The sequence below is a fragment of the Hoyosella sp. YIM 151337 genome, assembly GCF_026041215.1.
GTDB lineage: Bacteria > Actinomycetota > Actinomycetes > Mycobacteriales > Mycobacteriaceae > Hoyosella.
Map to the genome: position 1 here is coordinate 186,034 of NZ_JAPEIQ010000030.1, position 19,654 is coordinate 205,687.

Here is a 19,654-nt window from a genome sequence, read left to right on the forward strand (position 1 = left end):
AGCTACAGCTAAACGTCCAAGAAGCGGACATCCTTCGCATTTCGGGTGATAAAGCTGCGGCGCGCCGCGACATCCTCACCCATCAGGATCGAGAACAGTTCGTCCGCAGCAGCAGCGTCATCAAGGGTGACCTGCCGCAACACCCGGACTGTCGGGTCCATTGTGGTCTCCCACAGTTCCTTTGGATTCATCTCACCCAGACCCTTGTAGCGCTGGATGCCGTCGTCCTTGTTGATCTTCTTGCCCGCTTCGAGGCCGGCTTTCAGCAAACCATCCCGTTCCCGGTCCGAATAGGCGAACTCAGGCTCGCTACGCTGCCATTTCAGCTTGTACAGCGGTGGTTGCGCGAGATAAACGTGGCCCTGCTCAACGAGCGGCCGCATAAACCTGAATAGCAAGGTCAACAGCAACGTGGAGATGTGCTGCCCATCGACATCTGCATCGGCCATCAGCACAATCTTGTGGTACCGCAGCTTCGCGATGTCGAACTCATCGTGGATGCCTGTGCCGAACGCAGTGATGATCGCTTGCACTTCGTTGTTCTTCAACACCTTGTCGATGCGCGACTTCTCGACGTTGATGATCTTGCCCCGGATCGGCAAGATTGCCTGGTACATCGAGTCACGGCCCGACTTCGCAGAGCCGCCGGCGGAGTCACCTTCCACGATGTAGATTTCCGACTTACCGGGATCCTTAGAACGGCAATCAGCAAGCTTTCCTGGCAACCCGCCAAGATCAGTTGCGCTCTTCCGTCGTACCAGCTCGCGCGCTTTCCGGGCAGCCATCCGCGCCTGTGCGGAGGAAACCGCCTTCGACACGATGATCTTCGCCTCAGTCGGATTCGCCTCAAGCCAGTGCGCAAGGTGCTCGTTGCAGGTCTTCTGAACGAACGATCGAACCTCGGTGTTGCCGAGTTTGGTCTTTGTTTGACCCTCGAACTGTGGTTCCCCGACCTTCACGCTGACGATTGCTGCGAGACCTTCCCGGATATCGTCGCCGGTCAGGTTGTTTTCCTTCTCTTTCAACAGCTTCTTGTCACGCGCATACTTGTTCACCACCGTGGTGAGTGCCGCCCGGAACCCTTCTTCGTGGGTGCCGCCTTCATGCGTGTTGATCGTGTTCGCGAAGGTGTGCACCGATTCCGAATAGCCGTTGTTCCACTGCATGGCTACTTCAAGCTCGTGTCCAGACCCGGAGGCACTGAAGCCGATTACGGTGCCGTGGATTGGCTGCTTCGTACGATTCAGGTGCTTGACAAAGTCCTGCAGCCCACCGGGATAGTGGTACACCCGCTTCTTGACTTTGTGCTCAGGCTGCGGCGGCGGTTCGCCCTCCTCATGGTGCTTCACGGGTTCAGCCGTCTCACTCACGACTTCGTCCGTCACTTCAGAAGCACTAACACGTTCGTCGACAAGAACGATTGTCAGGCCCTTATTCAGGAAGGCCATTTCCTGAAGCCGGCGCGACACCGTTTCGAAGTTGTACTCCGTCGTTTCAAAGATGTCCGGATCCGCCCAAAAGCGGACGACCGTGCCCGTGCGAGTGGACGCTCCAGCGTTGTCCAGCGGACTAGGTACCGAATAGTTGTAGTCCTGTGTCCAGTGGTTGCCATCGCGGTCGATCTCGACTTCGAGGCGTGTGGACAGAGCGTTGACGACAGAAATGCCGACGCCATGCAGACCGCCGGAAACAGCGTACGCGTCGGAATCGAACTTTCCACCGGCATGCAGCTGAGTAAGGACAACCTCCACCGTGGGCCGGCCCATGGCGTGCATCTCGACGGGAATACCGCGACCGTCGTCGCGCACTTCCACGCCACCGTCTTCTAGGAGCCGAACGTGGACTTCCGTCGCGTGACCGGCCATCGCCTCATCGACGGAGTTGTCTACGACCTCCCATATCAGATGGTGCAGCCCGCGCTCACCAGTCGACCCGATATACATACCGGGGCGCTTGCGTACCGCCTCGAGGCCCTCGAGGACGGTAATGGACGACGCACCATAATCTGTCTGGGCGCCACTTCTCTTTCCGGACTTCTGAGCAGCCACGGGTTGGTAGCTCTCCTTCTACAGAATCAGTACCGCCCCGCAAGCGGGCCGGGAGTGGCGGATGATCAATTAACTATCTTAGTCGGTCAGAGCGGAAAAGCCCTGTTCCTGTGCTGAAGCGGCGTGCTGCCAACAGCACTAACTTATGATTCAGCCGAGTTGACACGGTTCTAGCCGTAGGTATCGCGCGGCCCGCGGCCACGGATATGCAATTCCCCCTTACGCCAGCTAGGCGCAGCCGGAGCGAGGATCTTCAGCTTCGTGACAACTCCGTCGCCCACTGCTGCGGCAATCCGGGCCAGAATTTGCCCTTGCATATAGCGCAATTGCGTCGCCCATGCTGTGGACTCCGCCTGGACGGTGAGAACACCGTGTTCGAGGGCACGCGGAGTGGCGTGACTCGCGATGTCTGAGCCAACGACAGCCTCCCAGCGCCCGAGTACAGTTCCGGAGGAAACCCGCTCAGTCCAGCCCCGGCGCTTCGCGATCGAACCAGCCAACTGGCCGAAAAGTTGCGGATCTCGTTCATCAGGTCGTGGTCCTGACCAGCTGCGGCGAGCCGAACGTCGCCGCGGGACAGGAGCCTGGGCACGGCTCGATCCACCGAACTGGGCAACCGCGCGGGTACTTCCTGAACGTGCCCTCGCATCCTCGAGGACCTTCTTGACCAGGTCAATCCCGCGCAGCTGACCCGCCTCCGGCTGCGACTCAGACTCGCTCACTACGGCTCCAATCTGAGAGTCGTGATACCCGACGCACGACGTTATCGCCAGGGTCTGACATTTCAGCACGGACACCACGGACACTGGCCGCGAGCACGGCCGGGACATCATCTTCGACCGCTGCCGTGATCAGCACTTGCTCCGCTCCGGCAGCATGGCGCGCCAGCGCCTCACGTCGTTTGGTGTCGAGTTCCGCGAAAACGTCATCGAGAAGAAGCACTGGATCAGTACCATCCGCGCGCAGGAGGCCGAACGAGCCCAATCGGAGTGCAAGGGCAAATGACCAACTTTCACCGTGGCTCGCATACCCCTTGGCCGGCTGCTCCCCCAACCGCAATTCGAGATCATCTCGGTGCGGGCCTACCAAGCACACGCCGCGGTCGAGCTCACGGTCGCGATTCGCGCGCAACACCGCGACAATCTTATCTGCCAACCCAGCCCGATCACCGGCCACCTGACCAAGAGCTTCGTCACCGAGGCTGCATCGATACTCGATTATCGCTGGCCGAGATCCGGGCGCGATACCCGCATACGAATCGGTGACGAAGGGCTGAAGTTCGTGGATCAATGCCAGCCTGGCCTCCAGGAGTTCTGATCCTGTTTCAGCGAGGTGGCCGTCCCACACCTCAAGCGTGGTGAGGGCACTGGAATCTAACTTGCGACCGCGGCTGGCGCCCAGGCTTTTCAGCAACGCTGAGCGTTGTCGGAGGATCCGGTCATAGTCAGCGCGCACGGCGGCGAGCTGCGGCCGGCGGGTCACGAGAAGCTCATCGATGAATCGCCGGCGCTCCCCGGGATCGCCCTTTACCAGACTCAAGTCCTCCGGCGCGAACAGTACCGATTGCACGATGCCCAGGATCTCCCGGGGCCGGCGCACCGGCGCCTGATTAACCTTTGCCTTGTTCGCCCGCCCGGCGTGCAGTTCGACGTCGACACGCAACTCACGGCCCGCATTCACGGCGATGCCCGTTATCCGGGCCGCGTCACATCCCTCCTGAATCAGGGGCTGATCGGTGGCGACCCGGTGCGAACCAAGCGCTGACAAATAGTGGATAGCTTCGAGCAGGTTCGTCTTACCGTGACCGTTCGGGCCGAGGAATACCGTGCATCCCGGCGTCAGGTCAAGGGTGACGTCATACCACGACCGAAAGCTGCGCAGCGCGAGATGGCGAACGAACAAGAGGCTGTCACCCCGGCAAACGGACTGGCATCAGCAAGTACGTGTAGTCGCTCTCTACAGCTGGGTACGCACCATCAGCCTCGGCCGGTGGCTCGAAATCAGCCGGCGCCGGCTTCAGAACGGCCGGTCGACTTGGGAGTGTAAATCCCAGAACTGCCTTTTCTGTGTGGAGCGCGTTCAGCCCATCGAGCAGGTAAGCCGGATTAAAGGCAATGACGAGCGGTGTTCCGATGAACTCGACCGGCAAGGATTCCTCAGCCTTACCCGCGTCATCACCGCCCGCAGAAAGCTGGACGCCGTCTTCAGAAAAGTCCAGCCGGACCTGGGCGCCGCGTTCAGCGAGCAGAGCCACACGCTTGATGGCGTCGACCAGCGGTGCGATCTCAACCACCGCAAGAGCGGTGTGTGATGCCGGCAGCAACTGGCGGAATTTCGGAAACTCTGCGTCAAGCAGCCGAGACGTTGTTTGACGGCCGGAGCCCAGCACTCCGATCAATCCCTCTGCGGCAAGCGTAGAGCCGGCGCCTAGTGCAAGTTGCACCTGCGAATTCCCGCTTCCGAGCGTTTTTCCGGCCTCCGAAAGTGTCTTTGCCGGCACGAGGACTGCCGTTTCAGTGCTCGCTTGTTCGGGCTGCCATGTGATAGTTCGGACCGCCAGCCGGAACCGGTCTGTCGCCGCAAGAACCACCGTGTCACCTGAGATTTCGACACGAATACCCGTGAGCATTGGCAACGTGTCATCCCGGCCGGCAGCGACTGCAACCTGGCTGATGGACTCGGTGAAAACATCTGCGGTAAGTGAACCCGTCAGCTCCGGCACCACAGGAAGCTGCGGATAGTCTTCAACTGGCATCGTGGGCAAGCTGAACTTGGCATTCCCACAAACAATGTGAACACGCGCGCCGTCGGCATCAACATCGACAGGCCGGGCGGGTAGCGCTTTAGTGATGTCGGCGAGGAGCCGGCCCGACACCAGGGCCCGGCCCGCACCTGCGATTTCAGCCGGAATGGTGATCTGAGCGGAAGTTTCGTAATCGAATCCGGATATCGTCAAACCGGACTCTGACGCATCGAGCAGCACACCACCCAGGACAGGCACCGCGGGCCGGCTCGGAAGGTTTCGGGCAACCCAGCTGACTGCATCAGCGAAATCGTCGCGGGCGACGCGAAACTTCAGGTTCGCAAGCTCCATGGGCTCGACGTGTCCTCTCACCGCTCAAGAAGGGCCACCGCAATTGTGGTGCACTCGCAACTGCCAGGCAGCCAGCGAAAGCCGGCCGGCGCAGGCGATGCCCCACAACAGTAGAGCATCGGATCCCCACTGTAACGGGTTACCTCGTCGCTGTCCGGTGGGTGTACCGATGCTCATCGGAGTGGTCTGTAGCGCCGTCGAGGCATGCACAACGGACTCTTCCACAGACCCTGCTTTTTATCTTTTCTCTCTTAAGAGATCAAAGCAGTAGTAGTAGGTGGTGTGGATTCTGTGGATACTCACGCAAGCGCCCAGCTAGCGCCGCATCGCTTGCTGGGGACTAACACGTTGATGACTGGTGCACAACTCGAGCGCGGCTGTGGATTGCTGGGGAGCTTGGGGACAAAAGGCCGGCTTACACACAAGAGTTTTGAGTTATCCACACGGCTATCCACAGCCATATGCGGACAGTATCAGGCAACATTCTGGTACGAGAGTACTACTTTACGCCGGCGTGTCGCCCAGGTGTGTCGTGCTCAACGACATATCCCGAACGGGTGGGCCGCAAATACGCCGTCAGTATTGCGACGAAGTGAGGTTCTGTGTGGCTTGGAGGTGACCAGGGATGCCGAATTAATCCACAAGGGCACGCGGTGCCGGCTTGCCGTCACTGTGAGCTGCACAAAAGGGCTTCAAAAGCGCCCGGGGCGTAGCGATAAAATGCAGATCAAATCTTCGACCGCTGCCTGATGCGAGCGGTGAGTTCTTGAACCTGTTCGTACACGCGCCGGCTGTTGGCCATATCCGCCCGGACCTTGCGGTCGGCGTGCATTACGGTTGTGTGGTCGCGCCCGAAGGCCTGGCCGATTTTGGGCAGCGACAGATCAGTCAGTTCGCGACACAGATACATGGCGATTTGCCGGGCCTGGGCGACCGAACGAGTTCGGCCGGGTCCGCAGAGTTCATCCACGCTGATACTGAGATATTCGGCGACTGTAGACATGATCGTGGCCGCGGTGATTTCAAGCGTCCGCGAATCTGGTGCAAGATCGCGCAGTACGACCTCAGCGAGATGCAGATCGATTGCCTGCCGATTAAGCGATGCGAATGCGGTCACGCGGATCAGCGCACCTTCGAGCTCCCGGATGTTGCGTTCAACCCGGCTAGCGATGAACGCGAGCACATCGTCGGGTACATCGAGGCGGTCCATCTGGGCTTTTTTGCTGAGAATAGCAATTCGCGTCTCAAGTTCAGGTGGTTGAACATCAGTGATGAGGCCCCACTCGAAGCGTGTGCGAAGCCGCTCCTCAAGCGTCGCAAGTTGCTTCGGTGGCCGGTCTGAAGAGATGAGGATCTGTTTGTTCGCGTTGTGGAGAGTATTGAAGGTGTGGAAGAACTCCTCCTGGATACCCTCTTTGTTCTCGATGAACTGGATGTCATCGATGAGCAGGAGATCAATTTCGCGGTAGCGGCGCTTAAAAGCGACGCGACGGTCGTCACGCAAGCTATTGATGAAGTCGTTGGTGAACTCTTCGGTGGACACGTACTTCACACGCATGCCGGGAAACAACCGCTGAGCATAGTGCCCGGTCGCGTGCAGGAGATGCGTCTTTCCCAGCCCTGACTCACCCCATATGAACAGTGGGTTGTAAGCCCGCGCGGGAGCTTCGGCGATTGCAACAGCCGCCGCATGCGCGAATCTGTTGGACGCACCGATGACGAATGTGTCGAAGGTGTATTTCGGATTGAGGCTGGATTTCGCTGACACTGTCCGCGGCGGCCGCGGCGTCTGGCTGAAGTAATTCGGCCAGCCGGCGGAGGCGCTATCGATGGTGTCAGTATCGAACGTGTCGTTTCCAAAACCCAGCGAGGAGTCATCTGGGTTGTGTTCTGTTTGGGCACTTTCCGCAAATCCATTGCCAGCAACAGTCTCACGGAAGTCAAAGTCTGTGTCTGGCGCCGTGAAACCGCTTCCGTCAGTTGCAGCTGCGGGCTCAGTCAACACCGGAGCTATGTCCGATGATGCTGCGATGCGCACGGCGAGTTCAACTGGTTCGCCTAGGTGCCGGCTCAGTGAATCGGTGATCGGCTCGCGCAAGCTGCTTTCGATTGCTTTTTTCGCGAACGCTGTTGGTGCGGCGAGGAGTGCGAAGCCGTTAGAGATGTCTAGGGGCTTAACCAGTGGCAGGAGTGCTCGATCTTTCCGGCTGAGAATTCGTGCGGGACCTTCTGTGGATGCTCCGGTGGCGAGCTCCTCAACCACCTTCATCCAGATGTCCGCGAGAGCACGTGGATCATTCTCCACCGCGTAACCCCTCCGCTGCTCCGTCGACTGCCCGCGTACGTTCGTTCGTTGTCCGTCCCCCGCCGTCCTGACTGCACTGGCTTCAACGTCCGAACGACTGACCGAAACTGCTCCCCAAACATTGGGGAGCCCAACTGTCCACACAGTTATCCACAGGTGTGGAGAACTATAGATGAACCCCGACCCTACACGCAGCAGCTTGCTCTGCGCGCGCCTGGTTGTCGAGGTCCACGTGTGTTCAGTTTCCGGGCCCGTTGGGCAGTTGTCATCTGTTGGACCACTGGCCGCAAAGAGCATGTGATCCGAGACGCTAACAACATCAAGCGCGCCCTTGCAACGTTTTCCAAATACTTGCTGCTCAGCCGCGATAGATTGGACAAGAGTCGCCGACCGTGCTCGACAATTGTGCTTGCCTCGGTATGTGAGCGGATGCTCAGTTTGACCGGCGCTCGCGAGGTGAGTAGTCTCGTGCAGTCACCAGACGTTACAAGACTTGTTGCATCGAGCGATGCAATCACGATTTTTAGGAGTGTTGACCGTGGCGAAGGGCAAGCGGACGTTTCAGCCGAACAACCGGCGTCGCGCGCGTGTTCACGGCTTCCGGCTCCGGATGCGCACGCGTGCTGGCCGGGCGATTATCTCGTCACGTCGCCGCAAGGGTCGCGCTGAACTAGCGGTGTAACTTCCGCGAGTAGCTCAGGTGTTGCCACCGGCGAACCGGCTGCGATCGCATCGTGAGTTCACAGAAACAGTTCGCCGAGGGACTAAGGTCGGCCAGCGAGATATCGTGCTATACATCTTCCGGGTCGGCGACAACCAACTTGTGCGCACCGGGGGGCCACGATTCGGACTCATAGTGAGTAAGTCGGTCGGAAACGCAGTCGAGAGGCATCGCGTGTCGCGCGTATTGCGGCACGCGATGAGTTGTGTTTGCCGCGATGTGGATCCGGACGTGGATGTCGTGGTACGCGCACTCCCGGGCGCGAAGAGAGCCTCGGTGCGCGAAATATCCCGGCAAGCCGAGCGCGCGTTGACGAAAGTGAACGCGCTGGCAGGTGCCCGGTGACCACTTCTGATTGCGAACCGGCTGCAGCAACAAAACTTTTGGGCCGCATGCGCGCACTGCCCGCCCGCCTTTTGCTACGTTTGGTGCGCTTCTATCAAAAGTGGATTTCCCCTTATCGACTCCCCTCATGCCGGTTCACACCGACATGTAGTGAATACGCGGCCGAGGCCGTGCTGCAGCATGGCGCCTTCAAAGGCGGCGCGTTAGCAGTTTTCCGGCTTGGGAAATGTGGCCCTTGGCATCCGGGTGGATGGGATCCTGTGCCGGAACGTGAGACGACCGATGGTCATGCCACTGCCCGCGATGCGGCGGCGCGTGACGAAGTGACGAGGAGTGCCTAGACCAGTGCTCAATTTCATCTACTATCCCGTATCCGGAATTCTCTGGTTCTGGCACACAGTCTTCGGCTTCATTCCAGGGCTCGGTCCGGACAACGGTATTACGTGGGCACTGTCGGTAATCTTCCTCGTCTTCACGATTCGTGCTCTGTTGTACAAGCCTTTCGTGAAGCAGGTGCGTACGACGCGGAAGATGCAGGAGCTGCAACCGCAGATCAAAGCACTCCGTAAGAAGTACGGTAAAGATCGCCAGCGGATGGCGCTCGAGATGCAGAAACTGCAGAAAGAGCACGGTTTTAACCCGCTGCTGGGCTGTCTTCCGATGCTGGCCCAGGTCCCTGTCTTCATCGGCCTGTATCACGTGCTGATGTCATTCAATAGAACGGGCGGGTACGGCCCGGGCCGGCTCCACCTCGATCCCGAGTTGAATGCGAATCTCGGAAACTATGTCTTTAGCGTTGACGATGTGCGGTCATTCCTTGACGCGCGGCTGTTCGGTGCCCCGCTCTCCGCGGCGATTGCGCACGGAGACGACGTATTCAGCGCGTTCGAGGCCTCGACCCTGACGGCATCCCCGCCGAGCCGTGTCGCCATCGGATTCGTCGCGGTTCCTTTGATGATCGTCGCGTCGATTGCTACTCACCTGAACGCGAAGCACTCGGTGTCGCGACAGTCGGCTGCTGTCGCAGATCAGCCGCAGACCGCGATCATGAATCGCCTCGCGCTCTATGTATTCCCGATCGGTGTGCTGGTTGGTGGTCCATTTCTTCCTGTTGCGATTCTTCTCTACTGGGTAGCAAACAACGCGTGGACCTTGCTGCAGCAGAAGATTGTGTATAAGGCGATCGACGCTGAGGAAGAACAAAAGCGTCAAGAAGCTATCGAGCGCCGCGACAGTTACGCACCTCGCCCCGGAGCCAAACCTGGCGCTGCTGGACGTAAGGCGGCCTCCGATAACGACGGCGCGGACTCTGAATCGGAGGACGGAGCATCTGCTGTAGAAGAAGGAAGCTCCTCCCCCACTGCTGACCGCCGCAAGCCGCAAGCCGGGGCTCGACCGAACACTCCGAATCGGGCACGCAATCCTAAGGCGCGGAAGCGTAAACGCCGACGCTAATTTTGATGCTTTCACGTGGCTTAAGCGTGGGCTGAATTTCTCAACGTAGTAGGGAGCGGAGGCGTGGACTCCGCAGAAGTCAGGAGATGGCGACGTGACTAACGCCGAATCAGCGGTCGCTGGTGGGGTCAGCGACGATCTAGAAGAACGACTGGTCGAGGAAGGCGAAATCGCCGGAGACTATCTGGAACAGTTCCTCGACATTCTTGATTACGACGGAGATATCGACCTAGACGTCGAGGGTGACAGGGCTGTTGTCGCGATTGATGGCGGCGAGGATCTGAACAAACTCGTCGGTCGTCATGGCGAAGTGCTCGATGCGCTCCAGGAACTCACACGACTTGCAGTACAGCAGTCCACAGGCGGGCGTAGTCGGTTAATGCTGGACGTGGCTGGCTGGCGCGCGCGCCGACGCAGTGATTTGGCCTCGCTAGGCGCGACCGTCGCTCGCAGGGTTCAGAACACTGGAGTTAAGGAAGCGCTCAAACCGATGACGCCATTTGAGCGGAAGATCGTTCATGATGCGGTCGCTCAGGTGGAAGGGGTCAAGAGCGAGAGCGAGGGCGAGGAACCGAATCGTCGGGTGGTTGTACTGAAGGACTAAACTTGACATCCACCTCTAGGTGAAATCAACGGGGACCGGTCGAATGAGACCGGTCCCCGTTGTCTGATATAGATCGGTTCCCGCACACCGGCCACAATTCGTCACGTGACGGCAGATCGCTCCGCTTCTTGTGGCCCGCAGGCTATATTGCTGATCGAAAGGTGATCCGGACGTCGAAGGCCGGTGCCAGGCTGTGGCGGCTTTGCGCGGTGCGTCTCGCACGGCACTTGCTCGTCACATACACTGGGTTCGAACTACACAGTTGTAGTTCCCGTCCCATTAACCCGACACTGGATGTTTCACGTGAAACCAATCCCCGAACAGCTCCAGGCTGCTGTGGCCACGATCTTCGGCGAACGAACAGCTCTTGCTGTCAAATACCATGATTTTCTCGCAACAGAAGGTGTCGTACGCGGAGTAATCGGCCCACGTGAGGTTGATCGGTTGTGGGACCGCCACCTGTTGAATAGTGCGGCGATCGGTGAGTTGATACCTGAAGACAGCGTGACCATAGACATCGGTAGCGGTGGCGGCCTGCCTGGCATCCCGCTCGCGATTGCGCGTCCAGACCTGAAGGTCAACCTTGTCGAGCCGATGCTACGCCGAACCCAGTTTTTGCTGGATTTCTTGGAAGAAACTGAGTTAGACATCGTCGTGGTTCGCGGCCGGGCGGAACAGAAGGAGGTTGTCACCGAGGTTGGCGGCGCCGACGTGGTGACGTCCCGAGCAGTAGCACCCCTCCTCCAGCTTATGAAATGGTCGTTGCCGCTACTCCATGATGAGGGCACCGCTCTCGCGATCAAGGGTGAGAGCGCCGGTGACGAGGTGGCTCGTGACATGCGCGGTCTGAAAGCACTTGGTGCGGATGACGTCGATGTCGTGCGCTGCGGAGAACATGTCCTCGAAGTTCCCACAACAGTGGTTCGCGTCAAGAAGTCCGGACACCGTAAGCGTCCATCACGTCGGAAGGGAAAGTAGTCAGTATGTCCACTGACCACGTTGGCAGTGTTTCACGTGAAACCGGGGGCGGTTTGAACCTCGCGGATACAACCTTCACAAGTGCGACGTCGACTAGCGCCATCGACGACATCCTTGCTGACAGCCCAATTGCGGCCGCGGCGCAACGAGCTACCAGGGTCCTCCACGGCGCATCCGGCGACCTCCCCCGCCCTGCCGCACAGCGCATTCTGACAGTCGCTAACCAGAAAGGTGGCGTAGGAAAAACGACCACGACCGTAAATCTGGCGGCTGCACTGTCAGTTCACGGTCTCAAGGTGCTGGTAATCGATCTTGACCCGCAGGGCAACGCGAGTACAGCGTTGGGAGTCGACCACCGCGCTGGAGTGCCATCGAGTTATGAGGTGCTGATTGGGGAAATCTCTGTTGGCGACGCCATGCAGACCTGTCCTCTGAACGCCAACCTCTTTTGTGTGCCCGCCACCATCGATCTCGCAGGCGCAGAAATTGAACTCGTCTCAATCGAACGGCGTGAATCGCGCTTAAAGGAGGCCCTAAATGAGGCTAACGCTGCCGACCTCGCTTTCGACTATATCCTCATAGACTGCCCGCCATCCCTCGGCCTCCTGACCCTGAATGCAATGGTCGGCGCTACCGAGGTCATCATTCCAATCCAGTGCGAATATTACGCGCTGGAGGGTGTAGGCCAGCTGCTGAGGAACATCGAACTCGTTAGCGCGCATCTGAACCCGGCGCTTCATGTATCGTCCATACTCCTCACCATGTATGACGCTCGCACCAAACTTGCGGAACAAGTCGCCACTGAGGTGAAGCAACATTTCGGTGATGTCGTTCTCAAGACTGCGATTCCACGCAGTGTCAAGGTGTCAGAAGCGCCCGGTTACGGCATGACCGTGATTGAGTATGACCCGGGATCGCGCGGAGCGATGAGCTATCTGGATGCCGGTCGCGAACTCGCAACGCGCACCATCATGAGTACCTCCGCGAGGATGAGTGAGGAAGCATGAGCCAGAATCGCAAAGGCGGATTGGGCCGTGGGCTCGCAGCGTTGATCCCCACCGGACCAACCAACGCTCCTCAGCTGGGTAACGCCGCAGCAGACGTGATCATCGGCGGCGACAACCGGTCCCCGCGCCCGGCTCTCACTGGGCAATCGCCAGATAACGCTAGATTGGTCCCTCACGACCGCAGGCTAGTTTCACGTGAAACAGCAGATGGCGAACCAGCTGCCACATATCGCGAGATCAATCCGGCGCTGATCGATCCTAACCCCCGACAGCCGCGGCAGGTCTTTGACGACGAGGCCCAGCAGGAGCTGATTCACTCAGTACGGGAATTCGGCATGATGCAACCGATCGTCGTTCGGGAGCTTCACGGTCGATACCAGCTCGTGATGGGCGAACGCCGTTGGCGCGCGAGTATTTCACTCGGGATGGCCACCGTACCGGCGATTGTTCGCGCAACAGCAGACGACGCGCTGCTGCGAGACGCGTTGCTCGAGAACATCCATCGGGTTCAACTGAATCCACTTGAAGAGGCCGCGGCGTATCAGCAGCTCCTCGACGAGTTCGGTGTAACGCACGATCAGCTTGCGGGGAAGCTGGGCCGCTCCCGGCCAGTCGTCACGAATATGATCCGGCTTCTGCGGCTGCCAATTGCGGTACAGCGCCGCGTCGCTGCGGGTGTCCTGTCCGCGGGGCATGCGCGAGCGCTGCTAGGGCTCGACGGCGGCGCCCAGGCCCAAGAGGAACTCGCTGCGCGGATTGTGGCTGAAGGGATGTCTGTGCGGGCCACCGAAGAAGCCGTGACCCTCATGAACAGACGCAATGGCACACCGGACGCGGTAACGCCGCGTCCTAAAGTCCAGCAGCCCCCGGAACTTTCTGACCTCGCACATCGGCTGTCAGACAGCTTCGACACAAAGGTGACGGTTAGCCTCGGGAAGCGTAAGGGAAAGATCGTGGTCGAGTTCGGGTCGGTCGACGACCTGCAGCGCATCGTCAGCTTGATGCAGGCAGAGGATTAGAGCCATCATCCGCTCGCTCATGAGCGAGGCCACTTCCGGCTCCCCTCCCCCAACCAGGGGTGTACAACTTCGTCCCTAGACGTTGCCGGGTCTACAGACCTGTTTAGTGCGTGCAACAGCTGCGATCTTTCGACATTATGCAGCTCTTGGCTGCGAAAGCTCGCAAAACCGCAGCCTCGGGACAGGTATTCTTAGTTCGGGAGAGCGAGTCTCCCCCGCTGGGCCGCCGCTATAACGCGACCCACCCAACGGTCGGGCGAGGACATCGAAGAAAGCGAGCGCTGTGTCCACACGGGTTGTCCCCCTCACGCTCGACACGTTGAAGGAGCTGCCGCCCCATACCCGCAGGTGCATCTTCTGGGAGATGGATCCCGATGCTGTTCTGGAATCGAAGTCGTTCTGCGACGCGGAGTTCGAAAAGGAAGCGTGGGTCTCCTCTGTACTACTCAATTGGGGATCATGCGGGCAGTTGCTTTACCTCGATCGCGGCGACGCACCGCTGGCACGAGTTTCAGGCTGTGCAGTCTACGCACCTCCAGGTGTGGTACCCCGCGCACGCCTCTTTCCCACGTCTCCTGTCAGTCCAGACGCCGTTCTTCTGACGACGCTGTACCTGGACGGTATAGCGGCATTGGAAGGCTTTGATGAGCTCCTCATCCGGGGAGTGGTCACCGATCTAGTCCGCCGCGGGGTACGTGCGATTGAGGCCTTCGGACATATCAGAGACGAGCCGAGTAGTACCCATGCCTCTGGGGAGGTACACAATCATCCAGGCGACTGTCGCGCTGAGACGTGCATGATTTCAGCGGATAGGTTGCTCGATGCGGATTTCACTGTTGTTGCGCCGCACCACGAGTATCCGCGGTTCCGCCTCGAACTCGATAGTGCGCACGGATGGAAGGCAGATGTTGAGGCAGCCCTCATGCGATTGCTCGAAACCTCGACGCTGTCGATGGCGGGTCCTCCCCCACCAGGCGCACCGTAGAGGCCTACGACGTCTTCAGTCGCGTTTGCCTTCTACCGCAAGTTCATGCGCGAGAAGTTCAGCGAATGTGAACGTGCCTGTCGGCTGATCATCCTTGCCAAGCAAGTAGAGACGCTTCACAGCCACGACAATCGATTCTGCGAGTACGTCGCGCATTTTGGGGTCAGCCAATAGGGCAGCGTCGCTGCCATTCGTGATGTAACCAACATCGATCTGAACGGTAGGCATCTTCGTCATGCGCAAGAGGTCCCACGTGCGGCCGTGTGAGCGGCAGTCCAAAAGCTGAGTGCGAGCAACGATTTCGCGCTGCACGTAGCCAGCCAGCACGGCACCGATCATCGATTCCGAACCATCCGGTACACCGAAATGAAAAGTGGCGACACCACTGGCTAGCGGCGAATCGCTGTGACCACATTGGAGCGAGATCATGAGATCAGCGTTGAGAGTGTTCGCCATGGCGGCACGGTCCGCGACCGAGGGGTCCTTATGCTTCGGCCGGGAGAGGAAGGTCTCCATGCCGGTTGCGCCCATCCGGCCCTCGAGGCGATTAGCGAGGTCCCAAAGGATCTCTGCTTCGGTGATCTGGCCGTAGGGACCAGCCACTGTGAGCCCGTGGTTGCGACCCCCCAGGGCAGGATCCAGAATGATGCGCTTGTTGCGTAGCTGAGGGCCGGACTGCCGCACTACCTCTTCGGCCAGGATGGCGTGAGGTGAGCCGCCTGTCACCCGTGCACCCAGCATTTCTAGCGAGCGTAGTGTTTCGGGGCCGCAGATCCCGTCGACAACAAGACCGAACTCACGCTGGTAGCTGCTCAGCGCCGTATGGAGTTCGGGACCGAAATAGCCGTCAATCAGCCCCGTGTAGAACCCGAGATCCTGAAGCCGCGTTTGCAGTGCTGCGACGTCATCACCGTATTGGGGTGCTGAGACGTGGTAGGCGAGGATGCGGGCGCCGAGGCGGTACCCGGCTTCCTGGAGCGCCCGCAGAGTGGCCTTTCCGACGATTCCGTCGACTAAAAGTCCACGTTCTTGCTGGAAGCCGCGCACCGCCGTGTCGAGTGCTGAATCGAAGACGGTACGGGCTTCCGCAAGATCATCGTCGTCGTGAAGGAAGCCAAGGCTGATCAGTTTCGCCCGCACCTCGGCGACATCTAAGCCAGAGTCTCCGAGCTGTAGAAATGGCATCCTGCGGGCCTCACTCTCGTGATCGGGTCTGGCGTACATGCCTCGCGATTTCTGTGGGACGACTGCCCCCTGCCGGCACGCCAGCGATCGGTCTGCGGCATTCCTATCTTAAAGGGTTCTGACCCGCGCAGGTGACGACTAAATCAGGTCTTCGATTTCCTTGAGCAGCGCGGCCTTTGATTTGGCACCAACGATCTGCTTCACGGCCTCACCACCTTTGAACAGAATCATCGTGGGAATCGACAGGATCTGAAAGTCGCGCGGCACTGAAGGATTCGCGTCGATGTCGAGTTTAGCGACCGTTAGCTGGTCGGCCTTCTCCTTCGAAATCTCCTCGAGCACAGGTGCAACCATGCGGCACGGCCCGCACCATGTCGCCCAGAAATCAACCAGGACCGGCTTCTCGCTCTGGAGGACATCACTGGCGAACGTGGCATCAGTGACGTTGATGGTGGACATTGTGGACAACTCCTTGGATGTGTTCTGGGGCGAGCTTAGGTGAGAGCCATTGCCGAGTCAGCGCTGTCAGTGTGCTCAGCATTCTCACCGTGGCGAACGTCGCTGCTCGAGTGTTCTGCGAGCCAGCGTTCGGCATCGATCGCGGCGGCACACCCGGTCCCCGCAGCGGTGATCGCCTGCCGGTAGGTGCGGTCGACAAGATCTCCTGCCGCGAAAACGCCGGGCAGCGACGTGTATGTGGTTGGCGTCTGGACGAGCACGTATCCCTCGTCATCTAGGTCGATTTGACCACGCACGAGTTCGCTCCGGGGATCATGGCCTACCGCGACGAACATTCCCGTGACACTGAGGTCGCGTTGGTCACCAGTCACTGTGTCCACGAGGCGCAGCCCGCTGACACTGCTTTCACCGAGCACCTCCTCAACTCTCGCGTTCGTGACGAAAGTGATCTTGTCGTTGGCTTTGGCGCGTTCAAGCATGATTCTCGACGCGCGGAACTCTTCGCGGCGGTGCACGACCGTGACACTGCGCGCGAAGCGCGTCAGGAATGTCGCCTCCTCCATTGCGGAGTCGCCGCCACCGACTACGGCTATGTCTTGATCGCGGAAAAAGAATCCGTCGCATGTTGCACAAGCGCTGACACCGCGTCCTAGTAGGCGTTCCTCACCGGGGACTCCCAGATAGCGCGCTGCCGCACCCATCGCAAGGATCACTGCGCGTGCACGGTACTCGACTCCGCCGGCGTTGACTATCTTGATGTCACCGTCAAGCTGGACCGACTCAACGTCTTCAGTTCGGATATCGGTGCCGAACCGCAGCGCTTGTTCGCGCATTTCATCCATGAGGGCGGGACCCATGATTCCCTCGCGGAAGCCGGGAAAATTCTCGACCTCGGTAGTTGTCATCAAAGCTCCGCCGAATTGGGTTCCTTCGAACATCAGCGGGCTGAGTTGGGCGCGTGACGTATAGATGCCAGCCGTGTAGCCAGCGGGTCCTGACCCAATGATGATGACGTCTTGCACTTCAGCGCTGGTGTCGCTGGTGCTGTGCGCGGCGGTAGTCATACAGGCCTTCCGGTCGTTGCAAATTCGCTCATCGAGGTGCTTGACACTCGTAACGTGGTCAACAACAGGGTAGTCTGCGATGTTCCCGGTGGCGCGGTGCGGCGCCACTTAGCGGGGAGCTATCTCCGCACCGATTCCGGCGAGAAGGATACGCAGCTTGTTATCGAGCCACTCGTGCGGCTCGATACCGATAGCCGCGCGTCCGGCTGCAATGATATCTCCCAGTGACGCTTCTTCCTCTGATGTGTCGGTTGGTCCCGTCCACTCCTTGGCTAATTCGTCACGTGACGGCATGGATTGGGAAGGTACCCGGCCGTCGAGTTGCTCAGACTTGCGGACATGATCGACAACGAGGTCTGTGATCAGATCCATCGCCAGAACTGCATTTGTTGGCGTGAATCCCATCTGCACGAGACCGGCCATCATCTCGGCGCCGCGATGCAGCACCTGATGGGTGAAAGTCCCCCCCGCCAGTTCGGTTGCGATACCTGGATACTGATCGAGCAAGCCGCAGAGGGCGTTTGCTGTCTTGTAGAGAAAGTCTTGCCAGCCATCGTCGCTTGGCTCCGGGAAGTCTGTCCGGGATACTGCAAGGTCGATCGCCTGACGAACGAGATCATCACGGCTTGTCACGTAGCGATACAAAGTGGCGTGGTTGACTCCGAGCTGACTGGCCACCGACGTCATTGTGATGGTAGCGACTCCCATTTCTAGCGCCGTCTCACAGATTTGCTCGCCAGTCACGATCGCGGGTCTGCCGCGCTTGCGTTTCGCTGGGGGAGCTTCACCCTTCGATTCAGACGCGGAGAGGTCTGCTTCGAGGTCTCCAGAACGTGTCACAAATAACACGTTACCGCTTTCGGACAGCTTCTAACTAATTTCAACTAACCCCAAAAATTCCCACGTCAGGACGGACAACCTGAAACTATGACCCCAGGAGAACCCGGCTCACCAGCGCAGGATTATCCGAGGCACAGTCGGGCCGCACGGTAAGCGCGACGATTCGCGAGCTCTCAGTATCGGGCAGGAGCAGAACGACAGCATCCGCGCCATCTATGACTTCGTGTCGGGTCCCGATAACCTGCACATTCCCAGTGAACCCATGCGCGGCTACACACTCGGCTACCGCTGAGTGGTCAAGAAGGCCAGGCTCCCGCTGGCTCAGTGCGGATAGCATGCCGCCAGAAACGCTGGTCGTTATTCCCGGCGGGTTACCAGCGACTGAATGGTCCGCTTCGACACTCAGCGGGGATTGAGACTGAGCATTCGCCGGTGGGCCGAGACGGTCGTCACTGACCCGGTCCCCCAGGATGCCCGTCCCGCCGATGATCGCGATGCCGGCAGCCGCGACGGTTCCCACGATGGCGAGTGCGCGCCGCGCCCGAGTATGCCGCGCCTGCATGCGCACTACTGACGTGGAATCTGTGGTGACGTCTACATTGCACGGTGTGTCGGCGTCTCGCGCAATGCCTGCAAGCGTCACCTCGATGCGGTGCGCAACCGACGGTGGCATCTCATCCCCGTCCTCTGGTACGCGAATAGCGGCCAGAGCGCCCTGTACACGACCTATAGCTTCGAGAGTAGGACCAGACAGTGGGTCAGCGTGAATATGCGCTTCCATGTGCGCTGAGACGGCGCTGTCGTACACATCGCCGGCATAGGATGCTAGCTCTTCGCAGCTGAAAGGCGGCTCCGGAACGCCCTGAGAGGCGGCACGCCGAACCTGGTCACCCGAGTTCACTGGCCACTCCGCTCCCCTGCCGCCCAGTGACTGCTCGCACTCTGGGCGTGTTTTCCATTAGGCACATTAGGGATAGACGATCTGGCTGACCGCTTGGTTCCCTTCCATGCGCAAATAATTAAGCGATTGTGCGAGCTTCAGTCTGGCACGCGCGCATCGGCTCTTGATCGTGCCAACGGGTACGCCAAGCCTGGTAGCGGCCTCGGCTACGGAAAAGCCTTCGACGTCGACCGCTACGATCGCGGCGCGCTGCTCGGGCGGCAATTGAAACAGCGCGGCCTCGATGTCGAGAGTGAGTTCCAACTCCCCAATGGGATCGTCGCGCCTGCGGATATGCGCAGACAGCTCGTCGTCGAGTGGGACCGTGGCTCGCACGCGATTGCGCCGGATGCGATCAAGGCATGCGTTGACGACAATGCGATGCAGCCAGCTGCGCACCGCCGCATCGGCCCGGTAGGTGCCTGCCATGCGATGGGCTGACAGTAACGCGTCCTGCAGCGCATCGGCAGCGTCATCAGCGCTATAACTTGTTCGTTTCGCTATTCGCCACAGGTAGCGACGATGCCGCTGGACGAGTTCAGTGAAGGCGCGCGAGTCCCCCGACACATGCGCGGCCAGCAATTCCGAGTCCGACATCTCACCTG

At 59.6% G+C, this 19,654-nt stretch carries 19 protein-coding genes and 1 pseudogene; 9 read left to right on the forward strand and 11 right to left on the reverse strand.

Translation table 11 applies throughout. The annotated features are described in order from the left end of the window. Positions 1–8: 8 nt before the first annotated feature. The 5 genes from gyrB to dnaA form a co-directional block, all read right to left on the reverse strand. Entirely contained in the window at positions 9–2,048 is a 2,040-nt protein-coding gene (gene gyrB, locus ONR57_RS15880; RefSeq protein ID WP_265124489.1) for a DNA topoisomerase (ATP-hydrolyzing) subunit B, read from the reverse strand. A 170-nt stretch (positions 2,049–2,218) separates the two neighbouring features. Further along, complete coding sequence (locus ONR57_RS15885; protein ID WP_265124490.1) at positions 2,219–2,770, reverse strand: DUF721 family protein; 552 nt, start codon at positions 2,768–2,770, stop codon at positions 2,219–2,221. Further along, positions 2,757–3,950 (reverse strand): DNA replication/repair protein RecF, encoded by a 1,194-nt coding sequence (recF, locus tag ONR57_RS15890; RefSeq protein WP_265124491.1) that lies wholly within the window; start codon positions 3,948–3,950, stop codon positions 2,757–2,759. Before recF ends, ONR57_RS15885 begins: the two co-directional genes overlap by 14 nt. A gap of 7 nt (positions 3,951–3,957) precedes the next feature. Then, complete coding sequence (gene dnaN / locus ONR57_RS15895) at positions 3,958–5,142, reverse strand: DNA polymerase III subunit beta (RefSeq protein ID WP_265124492.1); 1,185 nt, start codon at positions 5,140–5,142, stop codon at positions 3,958–3,960. A gap of 727 nt (positions 5,143–5,869) precedes the next feature. After that, on the reverse strand, positions 5,870–7,447 hold the full coding sequence (dnaA, locus tag ONR57_RS15900; RefSeq protein WP_265124493.1) for a chromosomal replication initiator protein DnaA: 1,578 nt from the start codon (positions 7,445–7,447) through the stop codon (positions 5,870–5,872). 538 nt (positions 7,448–7,985) lie between these two features. On the opposite strand from dnaA, the gene rpmH reads away from it, so the two are divergent. The 9 genes from rpmH to ONR57_RS15945 all read left to right on the forward strand — a co-directional run bounded on the left by rpmH (position 7,986) and on the right by ONR57_RS15945 (position 14,561). Continuing rightward, positions 7,986–8,129 (forward strand): 50S ribosomal protein L34, encoded by a 144-nt coding sequence (rpmH, locus tag ONR57_RS15905; protein WP_265124494.1) that lies wholly within the window; start codon positions 7,986–7,988, stop codon positions 8,127–8,129. A gap of 18 nt (positions 8,130–8,147) precedes the next feature. Further along, positions 8,148–8,513: a ribonuclease P protein component gene (rnpA, locus tag ONR57_RS15910; protein ID WP_265124495.1), complete on the forward strand. Its 366-nt coding sequence runs from the start codon at positions 8,148–8,150 to the stop codon at positions 8,511–8,513. Positions 8,514–8,560: 47 nt separating this feature from the next. Then, positions 8,561–8,854: a membrane protein insertion efficiency factor YidD gene (yidD, locus tag ONR57_RS15915; RefSeq protein ID WP_265124580.1), complete on the forward strand. Its 294-nt coding sequence runs from the start codon at positions 8,561–8,563 to the stop codon at positions 8,852–8,854. 4 nt (positions 8,855–8,858) lie between these two features. After that, entirely contained in the window at positions 8,859–9,968 is a 1,110-nt protein-coding gene (gene yidC, locus ONR57_RS15920; RefSeq protein WP_265124496.1) for a membrane protein insertase YidC, read from the forward strand. A 94-nt stretch (positions 9,969–10,062) separates the two neighbouring features. After that, positions 10,063–10,572, forward strand: a complete 510-nt coding sequence (locus ONR57_RS15925) for a protein jag (RefSeq protein ID WP_265124497.1) — start codon at positions 10,063–10,065, stop codon at positions 10,570–10,572. Positions 10,573–10,866: 294 nt separating this feature from the next. After that, positions 10,867–11,550: a 16S rRNA (guanine(527)-N(7))-methyltransferase RsmG gene (gene rsmG, locus ONR57_RS15930; protein WP_265124498.1), complete on the forward strand. Its 684-nt coding sequence runs from the start codon at positions 10,867–10,869 to the stop codon at positions 11,548–11,550. Positions 11,551–11,555: 5 nt separating this feature from the next. Then, positions 11,556–12,557 (forward strand): ParA family protein, encoded by a 1,002-nt coding sequence (locus tag ONR57_RS15935; RefSeq protein WP_265124499.1) that lies wholly within the window; start codon positions 11,556–11,558, stop codon positions 12,555–12,557. Further along, positions 12,554–13,576: a ParB/RepB/Spo0J family partition protein gene (locus tag ONR57_RS15940; protein WP_265124500.1), complete on the forward strand. Its 1,023-nt coding sequence runs from the start codon at positions 12,554–12,556 to the stop codon at positions 13,574–13,576. Before ONR57_RS15935 ends, ONR57_RS15940 begins: the two co-directional genes overlap by 4 nt. A gap of 283 nt (positions 13,577–13,859) precedes the next feature. Beyond that, entirely contained in the window at positions 13,860–14,561 is a 702-nt protein-coding gene (locus ONR57_RS15945; RefSeq protein ID WP_265124501.1) for a GNAT family N-acetyltransferase, read from the forward strand. A gap of 15 nt (positions 14,562–14,576) precedes the next feature. Here ONR57_RS15945 and ONR57_RS15950 read toward each other — a convergent pair whose 3' ends face one another. The 6 genes and pseudogenes from ONR57_RS15950 to sigM all read right to left on the reverse strand — a co-directional run bounded on the left by ONR57_RS15950 (position 14,577) and on the right by sigM (position 19,646). Then, positions 14,577–15,746 carry an N-acetylmuramoyl-L-alanine amidase gene (locus ONR57_RS15950; RefSeq protein WP_265124502.1) on the reverse strand — a complete coding sequence of 390 codons (1,170 nt, stop codon included), beginning with the start codon at positions 15,744–15,746 and terminating at the stop codon, positions 14,577–14,579. A gap of 138 nt (positions 15,747–15,884) precedes the next feature. After that, positions 15,885–16,217, reverse strand: a pseudogene (gene trxA / locus ONR57_RS15955) (thioredoxin); the annotation flags it as partial. A 23-nt stretch (positions 16,218–16,240) separates the two neighbouring features. Further along, a complete protein-coding gene (gene trxB, locus ONR57_RS15960; protein ID WP_265124504.1) occupies positions 16,241–17,269 on the reverse strand; it encodes a thioredoxin-disulfide reductase in 1,029 nt (342 codons plus the stop codon). 108 nt (positions 17,270–17,377) lie between these two features. Continuing rightward, a complete protein-coding gene (locus ONR57_RS15965) occupies positions 17,378–18,109 on the reverse strand; it encodes a TetR/AcrR family transcriptional regulator (RefSeq protein ID WP_265124505.1) in 732 nt (243 codons plus the stop codon). Positions 18,110–18,194: 85 nt separating this feature from the next. Then, positions 18,195–19,010, reverse strand: coding sequence for a hypothetical protein (locus tag ONR57_RS15970; protein ID WP_265124506.1), 816 nt, complete (start codon positions 19,008–19,010; stop codon positions 18,195–18,197). Between the two features lie 66 nt (positions 19,011–19,076). Next, on the reverse strand, positions 19,077–19,646 hold the full coding sequence (gene sigM / locus ONR57_RS15975) for an RNA polymerase sigma factor SigM (RefSeq protein WP_374116466.1): 570 nt from the start codon (positions 19,644–19,646) through the stop codon (positions 19,077–19,079). Positions 19,647–19,654: the final 8 nt, after the last annotated feature.

Bases quoted from the DNA above. Each gene is read 5' to 3' on its own strand.
- dnaN (WP_265124492.1), bottom strand. From the start codon at position 5,142: ATGGAGCTTGCGAACCTGAAGTTTCGCGTCGCCCGCGACGATTTCGCT.
- yidD (WP_265124580.1), top strand. From the start codon at position 8,561: ATGCGCGCACTGCCCGCCCGCCTTTTGCTACGTTTGGTGCGCTTCTAT.
- rsmG (WP_265124498.1), top strand. From the start codon at position 10,867: ATGTTTCACGTGAAACCAATCCCCGAACAGCTCCAGGCTGCTGTGGCC.
- ONR57_RS15935 (WP_265124499.1), top strand. From the start codon at position 11,556: ATGTCCACTGACCACGTTGGCAGTGTTTCACGTGAAACCGGGGGCGGT.
- ONR57_RS15940 (WP_265124500.1), top strand. From the start codon at position 12,554: ATGAGCCAGAATCGCAAAGGCGGATTGGGCCGTGGGCTCGCAGCGTTG.
- ONR57_RS15950 (WP_265124502.1), bottom strand. From the start codon at position 15,746: ATGCCATTTCTACAGCTCGGAGACTCTGGCTTAGATGTCGCCGAGGTG.
- trxB (WP_265124504.1), bottom strand. From the start codon at position 17,269: ATGACTACCGCCGCGCACAGCACCAGCGACACCAGCGCTGAAGTGCAA.
- sigM (WP_374116466.1), bottom strand. From the start codon at position 19,646: ATGTCGGACTCGGAATTGCTGGCCGCGCATGTGTCGGGGGACTCGCGC.